At 62.5% G+C, this 13,288-nt stretch carries 10 protein-coding genes; 6 read left to right on the forward strand and 4 right to left on the reverse strand.

From position 1 onward, the window contains the following. Positions 1-50: 50 nt before the first annotated feature. Complete coding sequence (locus B2G88_RS13435; protein ID WP_087715052.1) at positions 51-3,692, reverse strand: DNA polymerase II large subunit; 3,642 nt, start codon at positions 3,690-3,692, stop codon at positions 51-53. Position 3,693: 1 nt separating this feature from the next. Further along, positions 3,694-4,113, reverse strand: coding sequence for a PPC domain-containing DNA-binding protein (locus B2G88_RS13440; RefSeq protein ID WP_054863270.1), 420 nt, complete (start codon positions 4,111-4,113; stop codon positions 3,694-3,696). A 167-nt stretch (positions 4,114-4,280) separates the two neighbouring features. Between B2G88_RS13440 and B2G88_RS19635 the strand changes: the two genes are divergently transcribed. Next, positions 4,281-4,433 (forward strand): hypothetical protein, encoded by a 153-nt coding sequence (locus B2G88_RS19635; protein WP_176393243.1) that lies wholly within the window; start codon positions 4,281-4,283, stop codon positions 4,431-4,433. 131 nt (positions 4,434-4,564) lie between these two features. Here the strand turns inward: B2G88_RS19635 and B2G88_RS19640 are convergent, their stop codons facing one another. Next, positions 4,565-4,732: a DUF7556 family protein gene (locus tag B2G88_RS19640; RefSeq protein ID WP_176393244.1), complete on the reverse strand. Its 168-nt coding sequence runs from the start codon at positions 4,730-4,732 to the stop codon at positions 4,565-4,567. A 119-nt stretch (positions 4,733-4,851) separates the two neighbouring features. On the opposite strand from B2G88_RS19640, the gene B2G88_RS13445 reads away from it, so the two are divergent. Both B2G88_RS13445 and glyS read left to right on the forward strand, forming a co-directional pair. Next, the gene (locus B2G88_RS13445) at positions 4,852-5,706 is read left to right on the forward strand and encodes a CBS domain-containing protein (RefSeq protein ID WP_054863271.1); all 855 of its coding nucleotides are present in this window, start codon (positions 4,852-4,854) and stop codon (positions 5,704-5,706) included. Beyond that, positions 5,699-7,474, forward strand: coding sequence for a glycine--tRNA ligase (gene glyS, locus B2G88_RS13450; RefSeq protein ID WP_087715053.1), 1,776 nt, complete (start codon positions 5,699-5,701; stop codon positions 7,472-7,474). The genes B2G88_RS13445 and glyS overlap by 8 nt, the downstream gene beginning before the upstream one ends. Positions 7,475-7,483: 9 nt before the next feature. On the opposite strand, the gene B2G88_RS13455 is transcribed toward glyS, so the two are convergent. Beyond that, on the reverse strand, positions 7,484-8,032 hold the full coding sequence (locus B2G88_RS13455) for a DedA family protein (protein ID WP_140408873.1): 549 nt from the start codon (positions 8,030-8,032) through the stop codon (positions 7,484-7,486). A gap of 261 nt (positions 8,033-8,293) precedes the next feature. Here B2G88_RS13455 and B2G88_RS13460 point away from each other — a divergent pair, with 261 nt between their 5' ends. From B2G88_RS13460 to B2G88_RS13470, 3 genes are all read left to right on the forward strand, one after another. Beyond that, entirely contained in the window at positions 8,294-8,884 is a 591-nt protein-coding gene (locus B2G88_RS13460; protein ID WP_054863273.1) for a diacylglycerol/polyprenol kinase family protein, read from the forward strand. A 117-nt stretch (positions 8,885-9,001) separates the two neighbouring features. Continuing rightward, positions 9,002-10,672: an HTTM domain-containing protein gene (locus tag B2G88_RS13465; RefSeq protein ID WP_087715054.1), complete on the forward strand. Its 1,671-nt coding sequence runs from the start codon at positions 9,002-9,004 to the stop codon at positions 10,670-10,672. A 94-nt stretch (positions 10,673-10,766) separates the two neighbouring features. After that, positions 10,767-13,220, forward strand: a complete 2,454-nt coding sequence (locus B2G88_RS13470) for a DEAD/DEAH box helicase (RefSeq protein WP_087715055.1) — start codon at positions 10,767-10,769, stop codon at positions 13,218-13,220. The last annotated feature ends 68 nt before the right edge of the window (positions 13,221-13,288 follow it).

The following is a 13,288-nucleotide window of genomic DNA, read 5'->3' on the forward strand; positions in this document are numbered from 1 at the left end:
CCGAGCGTAGTCCAGTCTGCAGTTCAAACCTGAAGAGTCGGTGCTCGCCGCTACATGAAGTCCTCAATCCCGCTTTGTTTGTTTTTGTCGTTTTCAAACACACTCTCGAGAGCACCCTCTAAGACCTCGAGGCGCTGTTTCGTGTAGGGCCGGCAGTCGTACTCCTCGGCGACCTGAATCGCCGTCTGCATGTACTTGTTCACCGATCCCTGGTGGACGGTGAGATTGACGCGGCCACCACACTCCCGGCAGTCGCCGGTCAGGGGCATTCGGCGGAACTTCTCGCCGCAGTCGAGACACCGGGTTTCCTGTCGCGAAAAGGCTCGCAGATTCCCGATCAGGTCCGGTAGGAAGTGATATTCGATGACCCGCTCGGCCACGTCGGTCTCGTCGACCGCCTCGAGTTTGCGCGATAACTCGAGTTGAGCGTCCATCTTGTCCATCATCGAGCCGAGCGTCTTGTACGCCGAGAGGTCGGGCCCCATCGCGATGTCGGTGGTGTCGTGGGTGTGAGAGAAGCCGGTGTACTCGTCGTCGGTGCCGAGCGTATCCTCGCCGATCTGGATGTCGACGGACTCGGGATCAGCCTGCTCACGACTGGCGAGGTAGAACTCGCGGGGGTACTGGCTGACGATGTCCATGTTGTGCGCCTCGTCGTCGATTTCGGCGGGATCGATTCTCGAGGACATGACGAGCGGGGCATCCATTTTCCCCCCGCGCTGATCTGGCAGGAAACTTTTACTAAAGTTGAGAAGTCCGTCCATGAGCAACATCACGCAGTCTTCGTCACCGTCACAGTTACGCCGCTTGGCGGCGTGAAAATACGGATGAGCGTATCCGACCGCCGCGCTCGTAAATCCAATCACTCTCCCGACAGTTGCCGCGCTCGTGTGGGGAGCCATCCCGAAGACGAGTTCACCGACGAGTTCCGTCCGATCCTCGAGTTCGTAGAACGGTTCGAGACCGTAATATTGCTCGAGTAAGTCGTCGATAAAGTCGGCGGTTTGCAGCATGTGCTCGGCTGCGCCATCGGAGAGGACGACGTCCTGGACTTTGAGTTCGACGAGTTGGTCCTCGTGGGTCAGCGGTTCGCCGTGGATATCTTCCTCGTAGCCAAGTGCCTGCAGTTGGCCAACGTCGACGTCGAGTTCGCTCGCCCGGACTGACGTGACCGGCAGGTCAGTCATGTCGTAGCGGACGGTGCCGTCTTTGAACGAGGAGACATCGTGTTTCGCCCGCAGGATCCCCTTCTCGATTGGTTCAGGGATTTTGGTCGCCGAGGAGAGCCCCTTGACGCCTTTCAGGATCTCGAAGGCATTCTCGCGTTCGCCGACCGACTCGAGGGCGTCGCGGAACTCCTCATTGATGTCGACCTCGCGGTTTTCGACGCAGGTTCCCTCGACTTCACAGTGGCCACATTCGACGCGGCCGGCGTCATCAGGCTCGAGTGTCTGCTCGCAGTCAGGACAGCGGTAGTCGGGTTTGGTTCGCTCGCCACAGTCCGGGCAGCGATTTTTGAAGGTTTCCTCGGCGTTACAGCTGGGGTTCGGACAGCGCTGTCGGCCAACCTGTATCTCGACGATGCCGGGCGTATCCTGCATCGTCTCGGCGTGTTTGGCCGCATCAGCGACGTTTCGCTGCGTGCCGCCGGCTTCGCCGATTGGAAAGAGCGTGTGGACGGCCGGACTCAGATCGCGGCTCTCTGACTTTTCGGGCCGGCCCATTCGATTGCCGACTCGAGTCGGCGCGCGTTCGCGAACCCGGAAGGGAGCAACTTCGTTGACCGCCTCCATGGCGTTGTCACCGTCTTTCTCGTGGCCCCACGTACGGGCGTGCTCGGAGAGGTCCTCGTCGCTCCAGGTGCGCTCGAGGTCGATGGTTGGTTCTTCGCTCCGACCATCAGGTTCCAGTGCAGCCCCATCCGTCACCGCCTGGCGCGGGTCACAGCCGACCGTGTGTGCAAGTGGCCGCCACTCGTCGATCTCGAGGCGGTCCTCGTCCGGACGCTGGCGGTGTTCGATAACAATCGTCTCGAGGGAATCGCGGACGGCCTCTGTGTACTCGAGGACGAGCGTGCCGTCCCCGGCGTCGCCGTCGCTGTCGGTCTCGACGCGGCCGTGTGAGACGGCGGCTGCGAGCGTACAGAAGGCTTCGACGGAGATGTCGTGCCAGAGGTAGGTATATTCGGGGTGCAGCGGCGCGTCGTACTCGAGTGCCCACTCGAGGGCCTCCTCGGCGTCAGGGAACTCGAGGTCGATTCGAGGGTCGTCCTCGAGCGCCTGCGTATCCGCGCCGGCGGCCTCGAGGTCCTGGACCCACCACTCGTAGGTGTAGGAGGCGGGTGCGAGCGGGTGGTTGTTCTCGACGAACTCGCCGTAGTTGACGAGGTACTCGCCCAGATCAAGGATTTTCTCGACGCCGTTTCTGATCTCGAGGGCGTCCTCGGGGTCGTCGATCCGGCGCACGTCCCCGTTTGCGAGTTTGACGGTCGGGCCTTCGATGGAGTCGACGGGGACGACTCCTGCTGCTTTGCCGGGGCGTTCGGTCTTGATCTGCGTGCCGGTCGCGAGGAAGTCATCCACGAGGTGCATTGCGGCGGGATGGACGCCCGCAGTCGCGAAGCCGTGATTGCGCGCACGGCCGTAGCGCAGGCGGAATCCGCCCTTCGCGCAGGGATGGGAAAAGACGGGCCGACCGGCGATGAGGTCCCGAAGGAACTTCTGTGATTCTTCGACGCGCGGGGGACCCGCCGAGTCGTCACTTGCATCGTCCGCCTCGCCGCTCTCGTCACCGTCGCCATCCTCGTCGTCGGCCGCAGTGTCGTCGTTCTCCTCACCTTCGCCCTCGTTGTCGGCGTAATTGCCGTCGATCAGATCCTGCAGCCACGGCCAGTCGATCTCGTCGAGATTCCGGGTGTAGCGCTGGATCTTTGGGGCCTTGAGCGCGATCCCTTCAGCCATGACCAGACACATCCCGCCGCGGGCGCTGTTGGTATCGACGCGCTCGAGGTCACGAAAGCCAGAGACCTCCTCGTCGCCCGTCGCCTCGCCGTCGAGCATGATCGGCATGTGCTTGGCGATGAACTTCGTTTCCTTGTCCTTGGGCGTATACTGCAGGCCGGTTTCCTTGTCGTAGAGGCCGATCTCCTCGGCGTAGCGTTCGACCTCCTCGTCGCGGGCGTTGTACTGTCCCATGCCGACGAGCGCGCGGGTGTAGTCCGCGACGAGGACGGAGAGCGCCTGTGCGGTCCCGCCCGCAGAACGGATCGGCCCGGCGTAGTAGACGTTGACGAACTCCGAGCCGTCGTCGTTGGTGAGAATTTCAACTTTGTCGATGCCCTCGATGGGCGCGGCGACGACACCCTCCGTAAGGAGGGCAACGGCTGTGCGGACCGCGCCTTCGACCTTGCCCGCTTTCGTCTCGTAGTCGCCGACGCGGCCCTCCGCGAAGTCCTTCGCGAGTTCCAGTGCGGCCTCTTCACGAGACATCTCGCCCTCGAGTTCGCGCACGCGCTCGGCGACGCCGTCGATACCCAGAATGTTCTCGACGCGGTCGGCCATGTCCCGCGCGGTCGGAATTTCGACCTCGGGTTTCGGATCGCCACCGCGTTCTTTGGCTTCCTCGGCGACGTCGAAGGCGTCCTCGAGTTGCGATTCGAGCCCTTCGAAGTACTGTTCGTCTTCCTCGCGCATATCAGAGCCAGAGATCCAGTTCGGTTGTCTCGTCGTACTCGCGCTCGAGTGGGTCCTCGAAGACGCGCATGTGTACCTCGCCGGCCCAGACGGTCGCCTCGTTCAGGTGACCGGCGTAGGTGGTGCCCTCATCGTCGGAGAGGACGGCGTGGGTGTGGGCGAATCGCTCACCCTTCAGAAGCGAGACATTGCCGACGCAGGCAGCGACCTCGAGCGGTTCGTCGAACGCGATGGGATAGTACTCACAGTCCGTTTGATCGTAAAACCAGAGTTCGGCGTCTTGGACTGCACCGAGTGCGCTGAACCAGGCCGCATCAGCCTCGACCGCGTCCGCGAGCGACTCGATTTCGCTTCGCCAGTCGGCCCCCGTCTCGAGACGGGCCACGTACTCGGCTGCCGTCTCGACCTCGCGATAATCCATACGTTCAGGTGTCGCGGGACGCCATCAAAAAGGTTGAGGAACGCCACTCATCGGGACCGACTCGAGAAGTCTGTCGTGGTTGTTCATTCGAACGAATAAGAAGCGTAACCAACACGGTTTATCGGCGGAAAAATACTTATCCGTCTTGCAGCAGTATTTACTCATGTATGAGTAAGATACTCGCAATCCTGGCAGCGTACACGAAAACCGGCGCAAAAGTCCGACGAACAATCGAACACTCCCCGCAGTTTGGAGAGACAGACCATGACGACGCAAGTCCAAGCGGGCGCATTCCACCCGGCGGCATGCTCACCGGGTAACGGGGCGAAGACTGGTGAGTCCCACCACAGCACACGCTATTTTCAGGAGGTTATGAGCAGCCAGCGAGAAGTATTCCTCGAGGAGCGATATCGAAAGTGACAGCGACGCGACCCACAATTCCCCAGTCCCCTTATCGCCACGCTGGCAGCGTCGGCGCGTCTTTCGCTTCCATCGACAGCCAGGCGCCATCAGCCGTAATGTCGGCGATGACGTACTCGCCGCCGTTGCTCGCGTCGGCGTCATCGATTGAGCCGACGATTGTCGTCTCGTCCGCCATGGCGTGGGGGTTCGTCGCCATGTATGAGAGTGTCTCCCACAGGCATATAAAGTCGTCGAATCGAACTATCCGGCAAACGAGGAAGTCGTCCCGTCAGGGAAACACTGGGTTTATACTCATTTTCGCCGTAGCGTGGGGACATGAACGTAGCTGACGCGATGACGCCCCGCGAAGACGTGGTGACTGCCGAACTGCCAGGCACCCGCTCGGACATCCTCGAGTACCTTCAGGAACGCTCGTTTTCGGCCGTGCCGGTCGTCAAACCGACAGACGACAACGGGCCGGAGTACCGCGGCCTGATCTCACGCGAAGAACTGATCGAACAGCCAAACGAAGACCAACTCGTCATGCTGATGGACGATGTGCCGACGACGACGCGCGAGACGAATCTCGAGGATGTCGCGCGGACGATGGTCGAGGAAAACGCGCGTCGCGTCCCCGTCGTCGACGGCGATTTCGAGGGGATCATCACGGTAACTGACGTGATCCACGCCATCGCGACTGGCGATCAGGCGACGGAGGGAACAGTCGGCGACTACGGCAGCACGAACGTCAACACGACCTACGAGGGTGCACCACTGCCCGTCGCCGAGCGCGGCCTCTCCTATGCGAACGTCCCCTACACCGTTGCGCTCTCTGAGGACGGCGAGATGACCGGCGTCCTGACTGAAGTCGACATCATCGACGTCGCCCGCATCGTCGAGGGTGAAGAAGAGACCGGCGACAACTTCCCAGATCAGGACTCGCAGTGGTCCTGGGAAGGAATCAAAGGCGTCGGAAGCCGCTACCTGCCAACGCGTGACATCGAAATTCCGAACGGACCGGTCAGCGAGTTCATGACCGACGACGTCGTGACCGCGTCGGCCGAAACGTCGCTGCAGGACGCCGCACAGGACATGATCAGCAACGACATCGAACAGATTCCGATGGTGACCGGCGAGCAACTCGTCGGCATCGTCCGCGACATCGACATTCTCGAGGCACTCTATGAGTAACGCAGACCCAGCAACGGAGACGGCAGAGGCAACGAGCGAGAAACTGGTCGAACTCGCAAAGCGCCGAGGGTACTTCTTCCAGTCCTCGGGTGCCTACGGCGGCGTCGGCGGCTTCTACACCTTCGGCCCGCAGGGCGCATCCCTGAAGGGCAACGTCGAGGACGCCTGGCGCGACCGCTTTGCCGTCGCCGAGGGCAACATGGAGATTGACGCGCCGACGATCATGCCCGAACCCGTCTTCGAGGCCTCGGGCCACCTCGACACCTTCGATGACATGCTGATCGAGTGCCCCGAATGCGAGACGAGCACGCGGGCCGACCACCTCGTCGAGGACAACACTGAGTACGAGGACGCAGAGAGTCTCCCGATCCCCGAAGTCGAGGAAGTCATCGCGGAGTACGAACTCGTCTGCCCCGAGTGCGGTGCCGGACTGGCCGACGTCGCCGTCGAGAACTTCAACCTCATGTTCGCGACGAACATCGGCCCCGGCGACGCCGATCCGGGCTACTTGCGCCCAGAGACCGCACAGGGCATCTTCGTCGAGTTCCCGCGACTCAAAGAGTACGCGCGCAACCAGCTCCCCTTCGGCGTCACCCAGATCGGCCGCGCCTACCGCAACGAGATCAGCCCTCGCCGTTCCATTATTCGAACGCGGGAGTTCACACAGGCCGAACTCGAGTACTTCATCGACCCCGAGAACGACGAGCCGGACCTCTCGAGCGTCGAAGACGTTTCGGTCACGCTCTATCCCGCAAGTGAGCAAAACAGCGAGGACGGCGACGAACTCGAGACGACCATCGGCGAGGCAGTCAGCGAGGGCATCATCAGTGACGAGTGGGTTGCGTACTTCCTCGGCGTCGCCAAGCCGTGGTACGACGCCGTCGGCGTCGATATGGACCGATTCCGGTTCCGCCAGCACCTCTCGGGCGAGCGCGCCCACTACGCGGCCGACTGCTGGGACGCCGAAGGCGAAATTGATGGCAACTGGATCGAACTAGCTGGCTTTGCCAACCGAACCGACTACGACCTCTCGAAACACGCCGAGCACTCCGAGGACCGCTTTACCGTTTTCCGGCAGTACGACGAGCCACAAACCGTCGAACGCGCCACGGTCGATCCCGACATGAGCTATCTCGGTCCCGAATTCGGCGGCGACGCACAGGCTGTCGTCTCGGCACTTGAGACGCTCGCCGAACGGGATCGCACCGCCTTCGAGGGCGACACCGTCGAGATCGACCTCGAGGACGAGACCCACGAACTCCCCGTCGAGAAAACCGGTTTCGCAGTCGAAGAACAGACCGAGGCGGGCGAGCACATCCTGCCCCACGTCATCGAGCCCTCCTTCGGGGTGGACCGATTGGTCTACACCGTCCTGCACCACGCCTATCGCGAGGACGAAGTTGCGGGCGAGGAGCGCACGTACCTCGAGCTCGAGCCCGAAGTCGCGCCCATGTTCGTCGGTGTCTTCCCGCTCCAGAACGACGACGACCTCGAGGCGCAGGCCGACGACATCGTCGCCGCCCTGCGCGCGGAAGGACTCTCCGTCACGTACGACGATTCGGGCAACATCGGTCGACGCTACCGCCGACAGGACGAGGTCGGCACGCCGTTTTGCGTGACCGTCGACTTCGAGACGATTGAAAACGAGGAGACCACGGTCACGGTCCGCGAACGTGACTCGACCGAGCAGAAGCGGCTGCCGGTCGACGGGCTCGCCGAGACCCTCGCCGCGATTCGGGAAGGCGACCTCGAGTTCGACGAGCTGTAGAGTGGGGGTTCACCACCAGGCTGCAGCGAGGTCGAGCAGTCCCCAGGCGACGGCGGTCAGGAGAGCGAGATAGAGGCCGTTCCCGATCATCGAACAGACGAGAAATCGACCGGCAGGATAACCGCTCAGTCCGGCTGGAATACTCAACAGCGACCGAACACCTGGAATTGCGTTCGTGACTACGAGTGCGGTTGCACCGAACCGATCAAACAGTCGAGTGGCCACGCGCAACCGCCGTTCGCCGATCCGCTCGTGGATCACCACCGGGACCTGATCGGCGTACGGAACCCGTCTGCGGATCCCGAAGTATTCGGGACTATCCGCGTTGAAGCCGCGGTATAGGGTAAACTGTCCGAGCGTAGCCGCCAAGGCTGACAACCCTGCAGCCACGAACAGAGCCAAATCAGTGGGAGAAACGAGGACGACGTAGGCGAGATAGAACGTCGCTGGCGGAGCGAGTTTGCCGATCACCATCCCGTCAAAATAAAATAACAACAGGAAAATCGGAACCGCAAGAGCCTGCAACAGGACGACGATTCCCTCAATGGTGGCTATCACGATGGATCGCGCCCCAGCATCGCCGTTCGAGACCGAACGGACAGAGGGACACGGACCCGACTCGAGGCAGACGCGACCACCGAGAGTGTACGAGAGAACTGTGTTGGTCGCTGAATCATACCGTTCGGTTCGGCGACAACGACATAAGCTCACCGGCAGCTCGGCCATCGCTGAGTCCGGATTGACCGGGCGGCGTGGCTGGTATCAACTGACGATATGTAACCGACGGACTGAAGGTCACATCCTTCGAGGAGAGAGGTGATGGCCGACGAACTCAAACGGCGACTCGTCCACGCAAGCGGCTCCGGGCTGGTCGCGCTCTATCTCCTCGCAAACTACCTCGAGCTCGGGCTCACCTGGGACTACTTCCGCGTGCTGATGGTCGTCCTCTCGCTCGGCGTCATCGGCCTCGAGTTCCTGCGGCTCCGCGTCGGCCTCGAGTGGGCGATTTATGACAAACTGACCCGCGACTACGAGCAGGACCAGTTCGCCGGCTACGGCTACTACATGGTGAGCATGACGGTGGCCGTCCTCGTCTTCCAGCCGGCGATTGCGCTGCCGGCGATGTTGATGCTCGCACTCGGCGATCCGATCAGCGGCGCGGTCTCTGATGACTCGCTCAAGACGGTCAAGGGACCGCAGGTGCTCGTGACGATGTTCGTCGTCAGCGCGATTATCGCCGCACCGTTTCTCTACGAGTCGCCGCTGGCCGTTTTCGCGGCCGCCCTCGGTGCGACCATCGCCGACGGCATCAAGGTCCGAATCGGCGACTTCATCGTCGACGACAACCTGACGATTCCGGTCTACGCGTCCGTGCTGGCGTGGCTCGCACTCGATCTTTCGCCGCTGTAGGTCGCTGGCGGCTGAATTTCGGATTCCAGCGCAGACCATTGTACAAGCCAACGGCACCACCACTCGAGCCATGTTAATAGAAATGCATATACGCTCTCCACAGAGTCACGAGTACCGATGGCAACCGCCGGCTCCCCCCTCCGTCGAACGCTCCAGCGCACTCGAGCGTACCTCGAGCGGTGCGTTCGGATCGATACGCGGTCGCTCGCTGTTTTTCGGATCTTCGCGGCCTTCCTAATCCTCGCAGATCTCGCACTGCGCTCGCGGAACTTTACGTACTTTTACACCGACGAGGGCGTCGTGCCGCGCTCGCTCGTCTTTGAGGCGACAAGCGATCCCGGCTGGTCGATCTATCACCTGACGACGGATCCAACGCTCATCGCGGGGCTGTTCGTCCTGCAAGCGTTGTTCGCGATCCAGTTGCTCGTCGGCTACAAGACGCGCATCGCGACGATCATCTCGTTTCTGTTCGTCATCTCGCTCGATCATCACAACCCGTTCGTCCTGAGCTACGCCGACACGCTGTTTCGGCTGTTGTTGTTCTGGGCGATCTTCCTCCCGCTGGGCGAACGCTGGTCGATTGATGCCGTCCACAACGACCGTGATCCCCGCGTGGCCGTCTCGAGTCTCGCCAGCGCGTTCATCCTCGGCCAGATGCTCTACATGTACATCACGAACGGGCTGATCAAGTCCCAGTCCGACGTCTGGGGCACCGTCGACGCAGCCCCGCTCGTGCTCGGCCTCGACGAAATGACGTACCTGCTCGGCGATACGATCCGCGAGTTCCAGACCCTGCTCGGCTTCGGCGGCGTCCTGTGGTACTACATGCTCGTGTTCGCGTGGCTACTGCTCTTCCTGCGCGGACGCCTGCGGATGGCGATGGTCGGCCTGTTCGTCGGCGGCCACCTCTCGTTCGCGCTCACGGTCCGCATCGGCGCGTTCGCCTACGTCGCACTCGCTGGCCTCGTCCTGTTCCTCCAGCCGCAGTTCTGGCGGGACACAGCCGCCCTCTGCGAACGCCTCGGACTCGAGACCGAGCGATTAGCCGCGCGAACGGAGCCACTCGAGCGACTCGCGGCTCGCGTCCCCAACCCCCGAATCGGCGGCGAGCGCGCAACTCGACTGCGCGAATCCGCCTACACGGTAAGCATCGGACTCGTCCTCGTGACGATCCTGTTCGTCGCCGTGATGATGGTCGCAAACATCGGCTTCGTCGTCGCCGAGTCAGCGACCGGTACCGACGAACCCGACCGCGCACTCGAGTATCAGGTCGAAGACGCGGTTCAGGAGACGTTAACGGAGACGGCGGGCGTGACACAGGTCGAATCGACGGCGTCGAAACTGGGGATCGATCAGCCGATTGGCTGGGGTGTCTTCGCCGGGCCCGATCCGCGGACAACGGATCGATATCACGTCTTCGCCGCGGAGACGGCAAACGGCGAGCGCCTCGACGTCTACAACGACCGGCCGCTCTCTTACGAGCGCCCCGGCCAGGAGTTACAGACTCAACACGGCACCTACCGCGAGCGCTTCTACATGAACAGCGTCCGTCGCGGCGGCACGACCGATCCGGTCGCCGAACACTTAGCCGCCCACCTCTGTGAGCAGTGGGCCGCCGACAACGGCGAGGAACTCGAGGCGATTTCGATGTACGTCGTCAACGAGGAGGTCACCCGCGAGACGATCACCGATCCGACGGATCGCGACCGCACGGCATCGTATTTCTACCGGCACGGCTGTGGCGAGAACTCGCCGCGAATCATCCAAGAGCCGGGCGACGGTCTGTAGCGCCCGCATCTCACGCAGATCATAACCGCGACGGCGGCTTCACTTTCACCGCGGTTTCTCAACGCTTAACCTCGCCCGTAGTGAATCACCGCCAATGGCAACGACGGACGAGAGTGGGGATCCGCCCAAGATCGAGCACCCGCTCCTCGAGCCCGATTTTCTCGAGCGGCGTCTCTACCAGTTGAAACTCGCGGGCACGGCCGCGAACCACCACACGCTCGTCTGTCTTCCGACCGGACTGGGGAAGACGACCGTGAGCCTCCTCGTGACGGCCCGCCGGCTCGAGGAAGTCGGCGGAAAGTCGGTGATGCTCGCGCCGACGAAACCGCTCGTCCAGCAACACGCCGAGTTCTACCGCGAAGCCCTCCAGATCCCCGATGAGGAAATCGTCGTCTTTACTGGCGACGTGAGCCCCGACGACCGCGCTGCCCTCTGGGAGGAGGCGACGGTCATCATGGCGACCCCGCAGGTGATTGAAAACGACCTCGTCGGCAGTCGCGTCTCGCTTGCCGACGTGACCCACATCACCTTCGACGAGTGCCACCGCGCGACCGGCAACTACGCCTACAACTACATCGCCGAGCGCTACCACGACGACGCCCGCCAACCGCTCGTGACAGGCATGTCGGCCTCGCCCGGCGGCGACGAAGAGGCGATTCTCGAGGTCTGTGAAAACCTCGGCCTGCAAGAGGTCGAGGTGATGACCGAAGACGACGCCGACGTGGCCGAGTTCACCCACGACACCGACGTCGAGTGGGAGCGAATCGACCTCCCCGAAGCCGTCCTCGAGATCCGTGACGCGCTAAACGAGGTCATTAAAGACCGCCTCGAGTCGCTCAAAGAGCTAGGAATCGCTGCCTCGACGCAACCGGATCAGTCCCAGAAGGACCTCAATCGGATGCGGGCGGAACTCCAGCAACTGATCAACAGCGACCAGTCGGAAGGGTTCGAGGGAATGTCGATCCACGCCGAGGTGATGAAACTCCGCCAGGCCGTCACGCTCGTCGAAACCCAGAGCGTCGAAGCCCTTCGGCGGTACTTCGACCGCCAGCGCAACCAGGCCAGATCCTCAGGTGCGTCGAAAGCGAGCCAGCGGATGGTCTCAGATCCCCGCGTCCGCGAGTCCATGCGCAAAGCCGAAAGCTTCGACGAGCTACACCCCAAATACCGCAAAACGCGGATGCTCCTTGCGGAGACGCTCGGCCTCGAGGGTGGCGAGCGCGTGATCGTTTTTACCGAATCGCGCGACACTGCAGAAGCGCTCACCGACTTCTTGAGCGAGAGCTTCGACGCGAAGCGCTTCGTCGGGCAGGGTGACCGCGAAGGCAGCGACGGGATGACCCAGACCGAACAGAAGGACGTCCTCGATGACTTCCGCGCGGGCGAGTTCGAAGTGCTCGTTTCCACCTCCGTCGCCGAGGAGGGACTGGACGTCCCCGAAGTCGACCTCGTGCTCTTTTATGAACCCGTGCCGACGGCGATCCGATCCATCCAGCGCAAGGGCCGAACGGGTCGCCAGTCAGAAGGCCGCGTCGTCGTCCTCATGGCCGAAGACACCCGCGACGAGGCGTACTTCTGGATCTCCCAGCGCCGCGAAAAGGAGATGGAGTCAGAGTTGCGCGAACTCAAGGGGATGGCCGACGACCTGAAAGACGAACTCGACGACTCCCAGCAGGCGCTCTCGGATTTCGACGGCGAAACCGGCACGGACGACGAGAGCGAAGTGAAAGTAGACACTAGACAAGTCGAAGTCGACGCAGTCGGCGATTCTTCCAGTGGAAATGAGGGGGTTTCGACACAGCCCGGACTCGAGGATTACGCTGGTGATGCAAACTCGAGCGACGCCGAAGACGACAGCAGCGATGTCGAAACCCACGAACCGGCCGCCGAGGGCGACCAGATTGCAATCGTCGCCGACCAGCGCGAGATGGACGCCACCATCGCCCGCGACCTCTCGAGGCGCGACGAGATCGACATCACGCTCGAGACGCTCGAGGTCGGCGACTACGTGCTCTCGGATCGTGTCGTCGTCGAGCGAAAGTCGGTTGCGGACTTCGTCGACTCGCTGGTCGGCAGCGACCGCTCGATGTTCGAGCAGGTCGGCTCGATGGCGCGTCACTACTCCCGACCACTCGTCGTCGTCGAGGGCGACGGCCTGTACGAACAGCGCGACATTCACCCGAACGCGATTCGGGGCGCGCTCTCGAGTCTCGCGGTCGATTTCGACGCGAGCATCCTCCGGACCGAGGGCGAAGACGAGACGACCGAACTGCTCGCAGTGATCGCCGGGCGCGAACAGCAAACGAGCGACCGCGAGGTGTCCGTCCACGGCGAGAAACAGGCCAAGACGCTCGCCGAGCAACAGGAGTACGTCGTCTCCTCGATTGCCGAAATCGGCCCTGTCACGGCGCGCTCGCTGCTTGAGGAGTTCGGCACCGTCGAAGCGATCATGATCGCGAGCGAAGACGAGTTACAGGCGGCCGACGGCGTCGGGCAGGTGACCGCCGAGCGCATGCGCGAAGTGATTGGGAGCGACTACAGCGGGTAACCGGTACCCACGGCTCTGGTGTGCTCAGCAGACTGTATACCCGTCACGAACGCTGTCGCTCGAGTTCG

It is taken from the genome of Natronolimnobius baerhuensis (assembly GCF_002177135.1).
GTDB lineage: Archaea > Halobacteriota > Halobacteria > Halobacteriales > Natrialbaceae > Natronolimnobius > Natronolimnobius baerhuensis.

Excerpts from the sequence above, each read along its gene's own strand:
- B2G88_RS13435 (WP_087715052.1), bottom strand. The coding sequence starts at position 3,692 with ATGCGCGAGGAAGACGAACAGTACTTCGAAGGGCTCGAATCGCAACTC.
- B2G88_RS13440 (WP_054863270.1), bottom strand. The coding sequence starts at position 4,113 with ATGGATTATCGCGAGGTCGAGACGGCAGCCGAGTACGTGGCCCGTCTC.
- B2G88_RS19635 (WP_176393243.1), top strand. The coding sequence starts at position 4,281 with ATGAGTAAGATACTCGCAATCCTGGCAGCGTACACGAAAACCGGCGCA.
- B2G88_RS19640 (WP_176393244.1), bottom strand. The coding sequence starts at position 4,732 with ATGGCGACGAACCCCCACGCCATGGCGGACGAGACGACAATCGTCGGC.
- B2G88_RS13445 (WP_054863271.1), top strand. The coding sequence starts at position 4,852 with ATGAACGTAGCTGACGCGATGACGCCCCGCGAAGACGTGGTGACTGCC.
- glyS (WP_087715053.1), top strand. The coding sequence starts at position 5,699 with ATGAGTAACGCAGACCCAGCAACGGAGACGGCAGAGGCAACGAGCGAG.
- B2G88_RS13460 (WP_054863273.1), top strand. The coding sequence starts at position 8,294 with ATGGCCGACGAACTCAAACGGCGACTCGTCCACGCAAGCGGCTCCGGG.
- B2G88_RS13465 (WP_087715054.1), top strand. The coding sequence starts at position 9,002 with ATGGCAACCGCCGGCTCCCCCCTCCGTCGAACGCTCCAGCGCACTCGA.
- B2G88_RS13470 (WP_087715055.1), top strand. The coding sequence starts at position 10,767 with ATGGCAACGACGGACGAGAGTGGGGATCCGCCCAAGATCGAGCACCCG.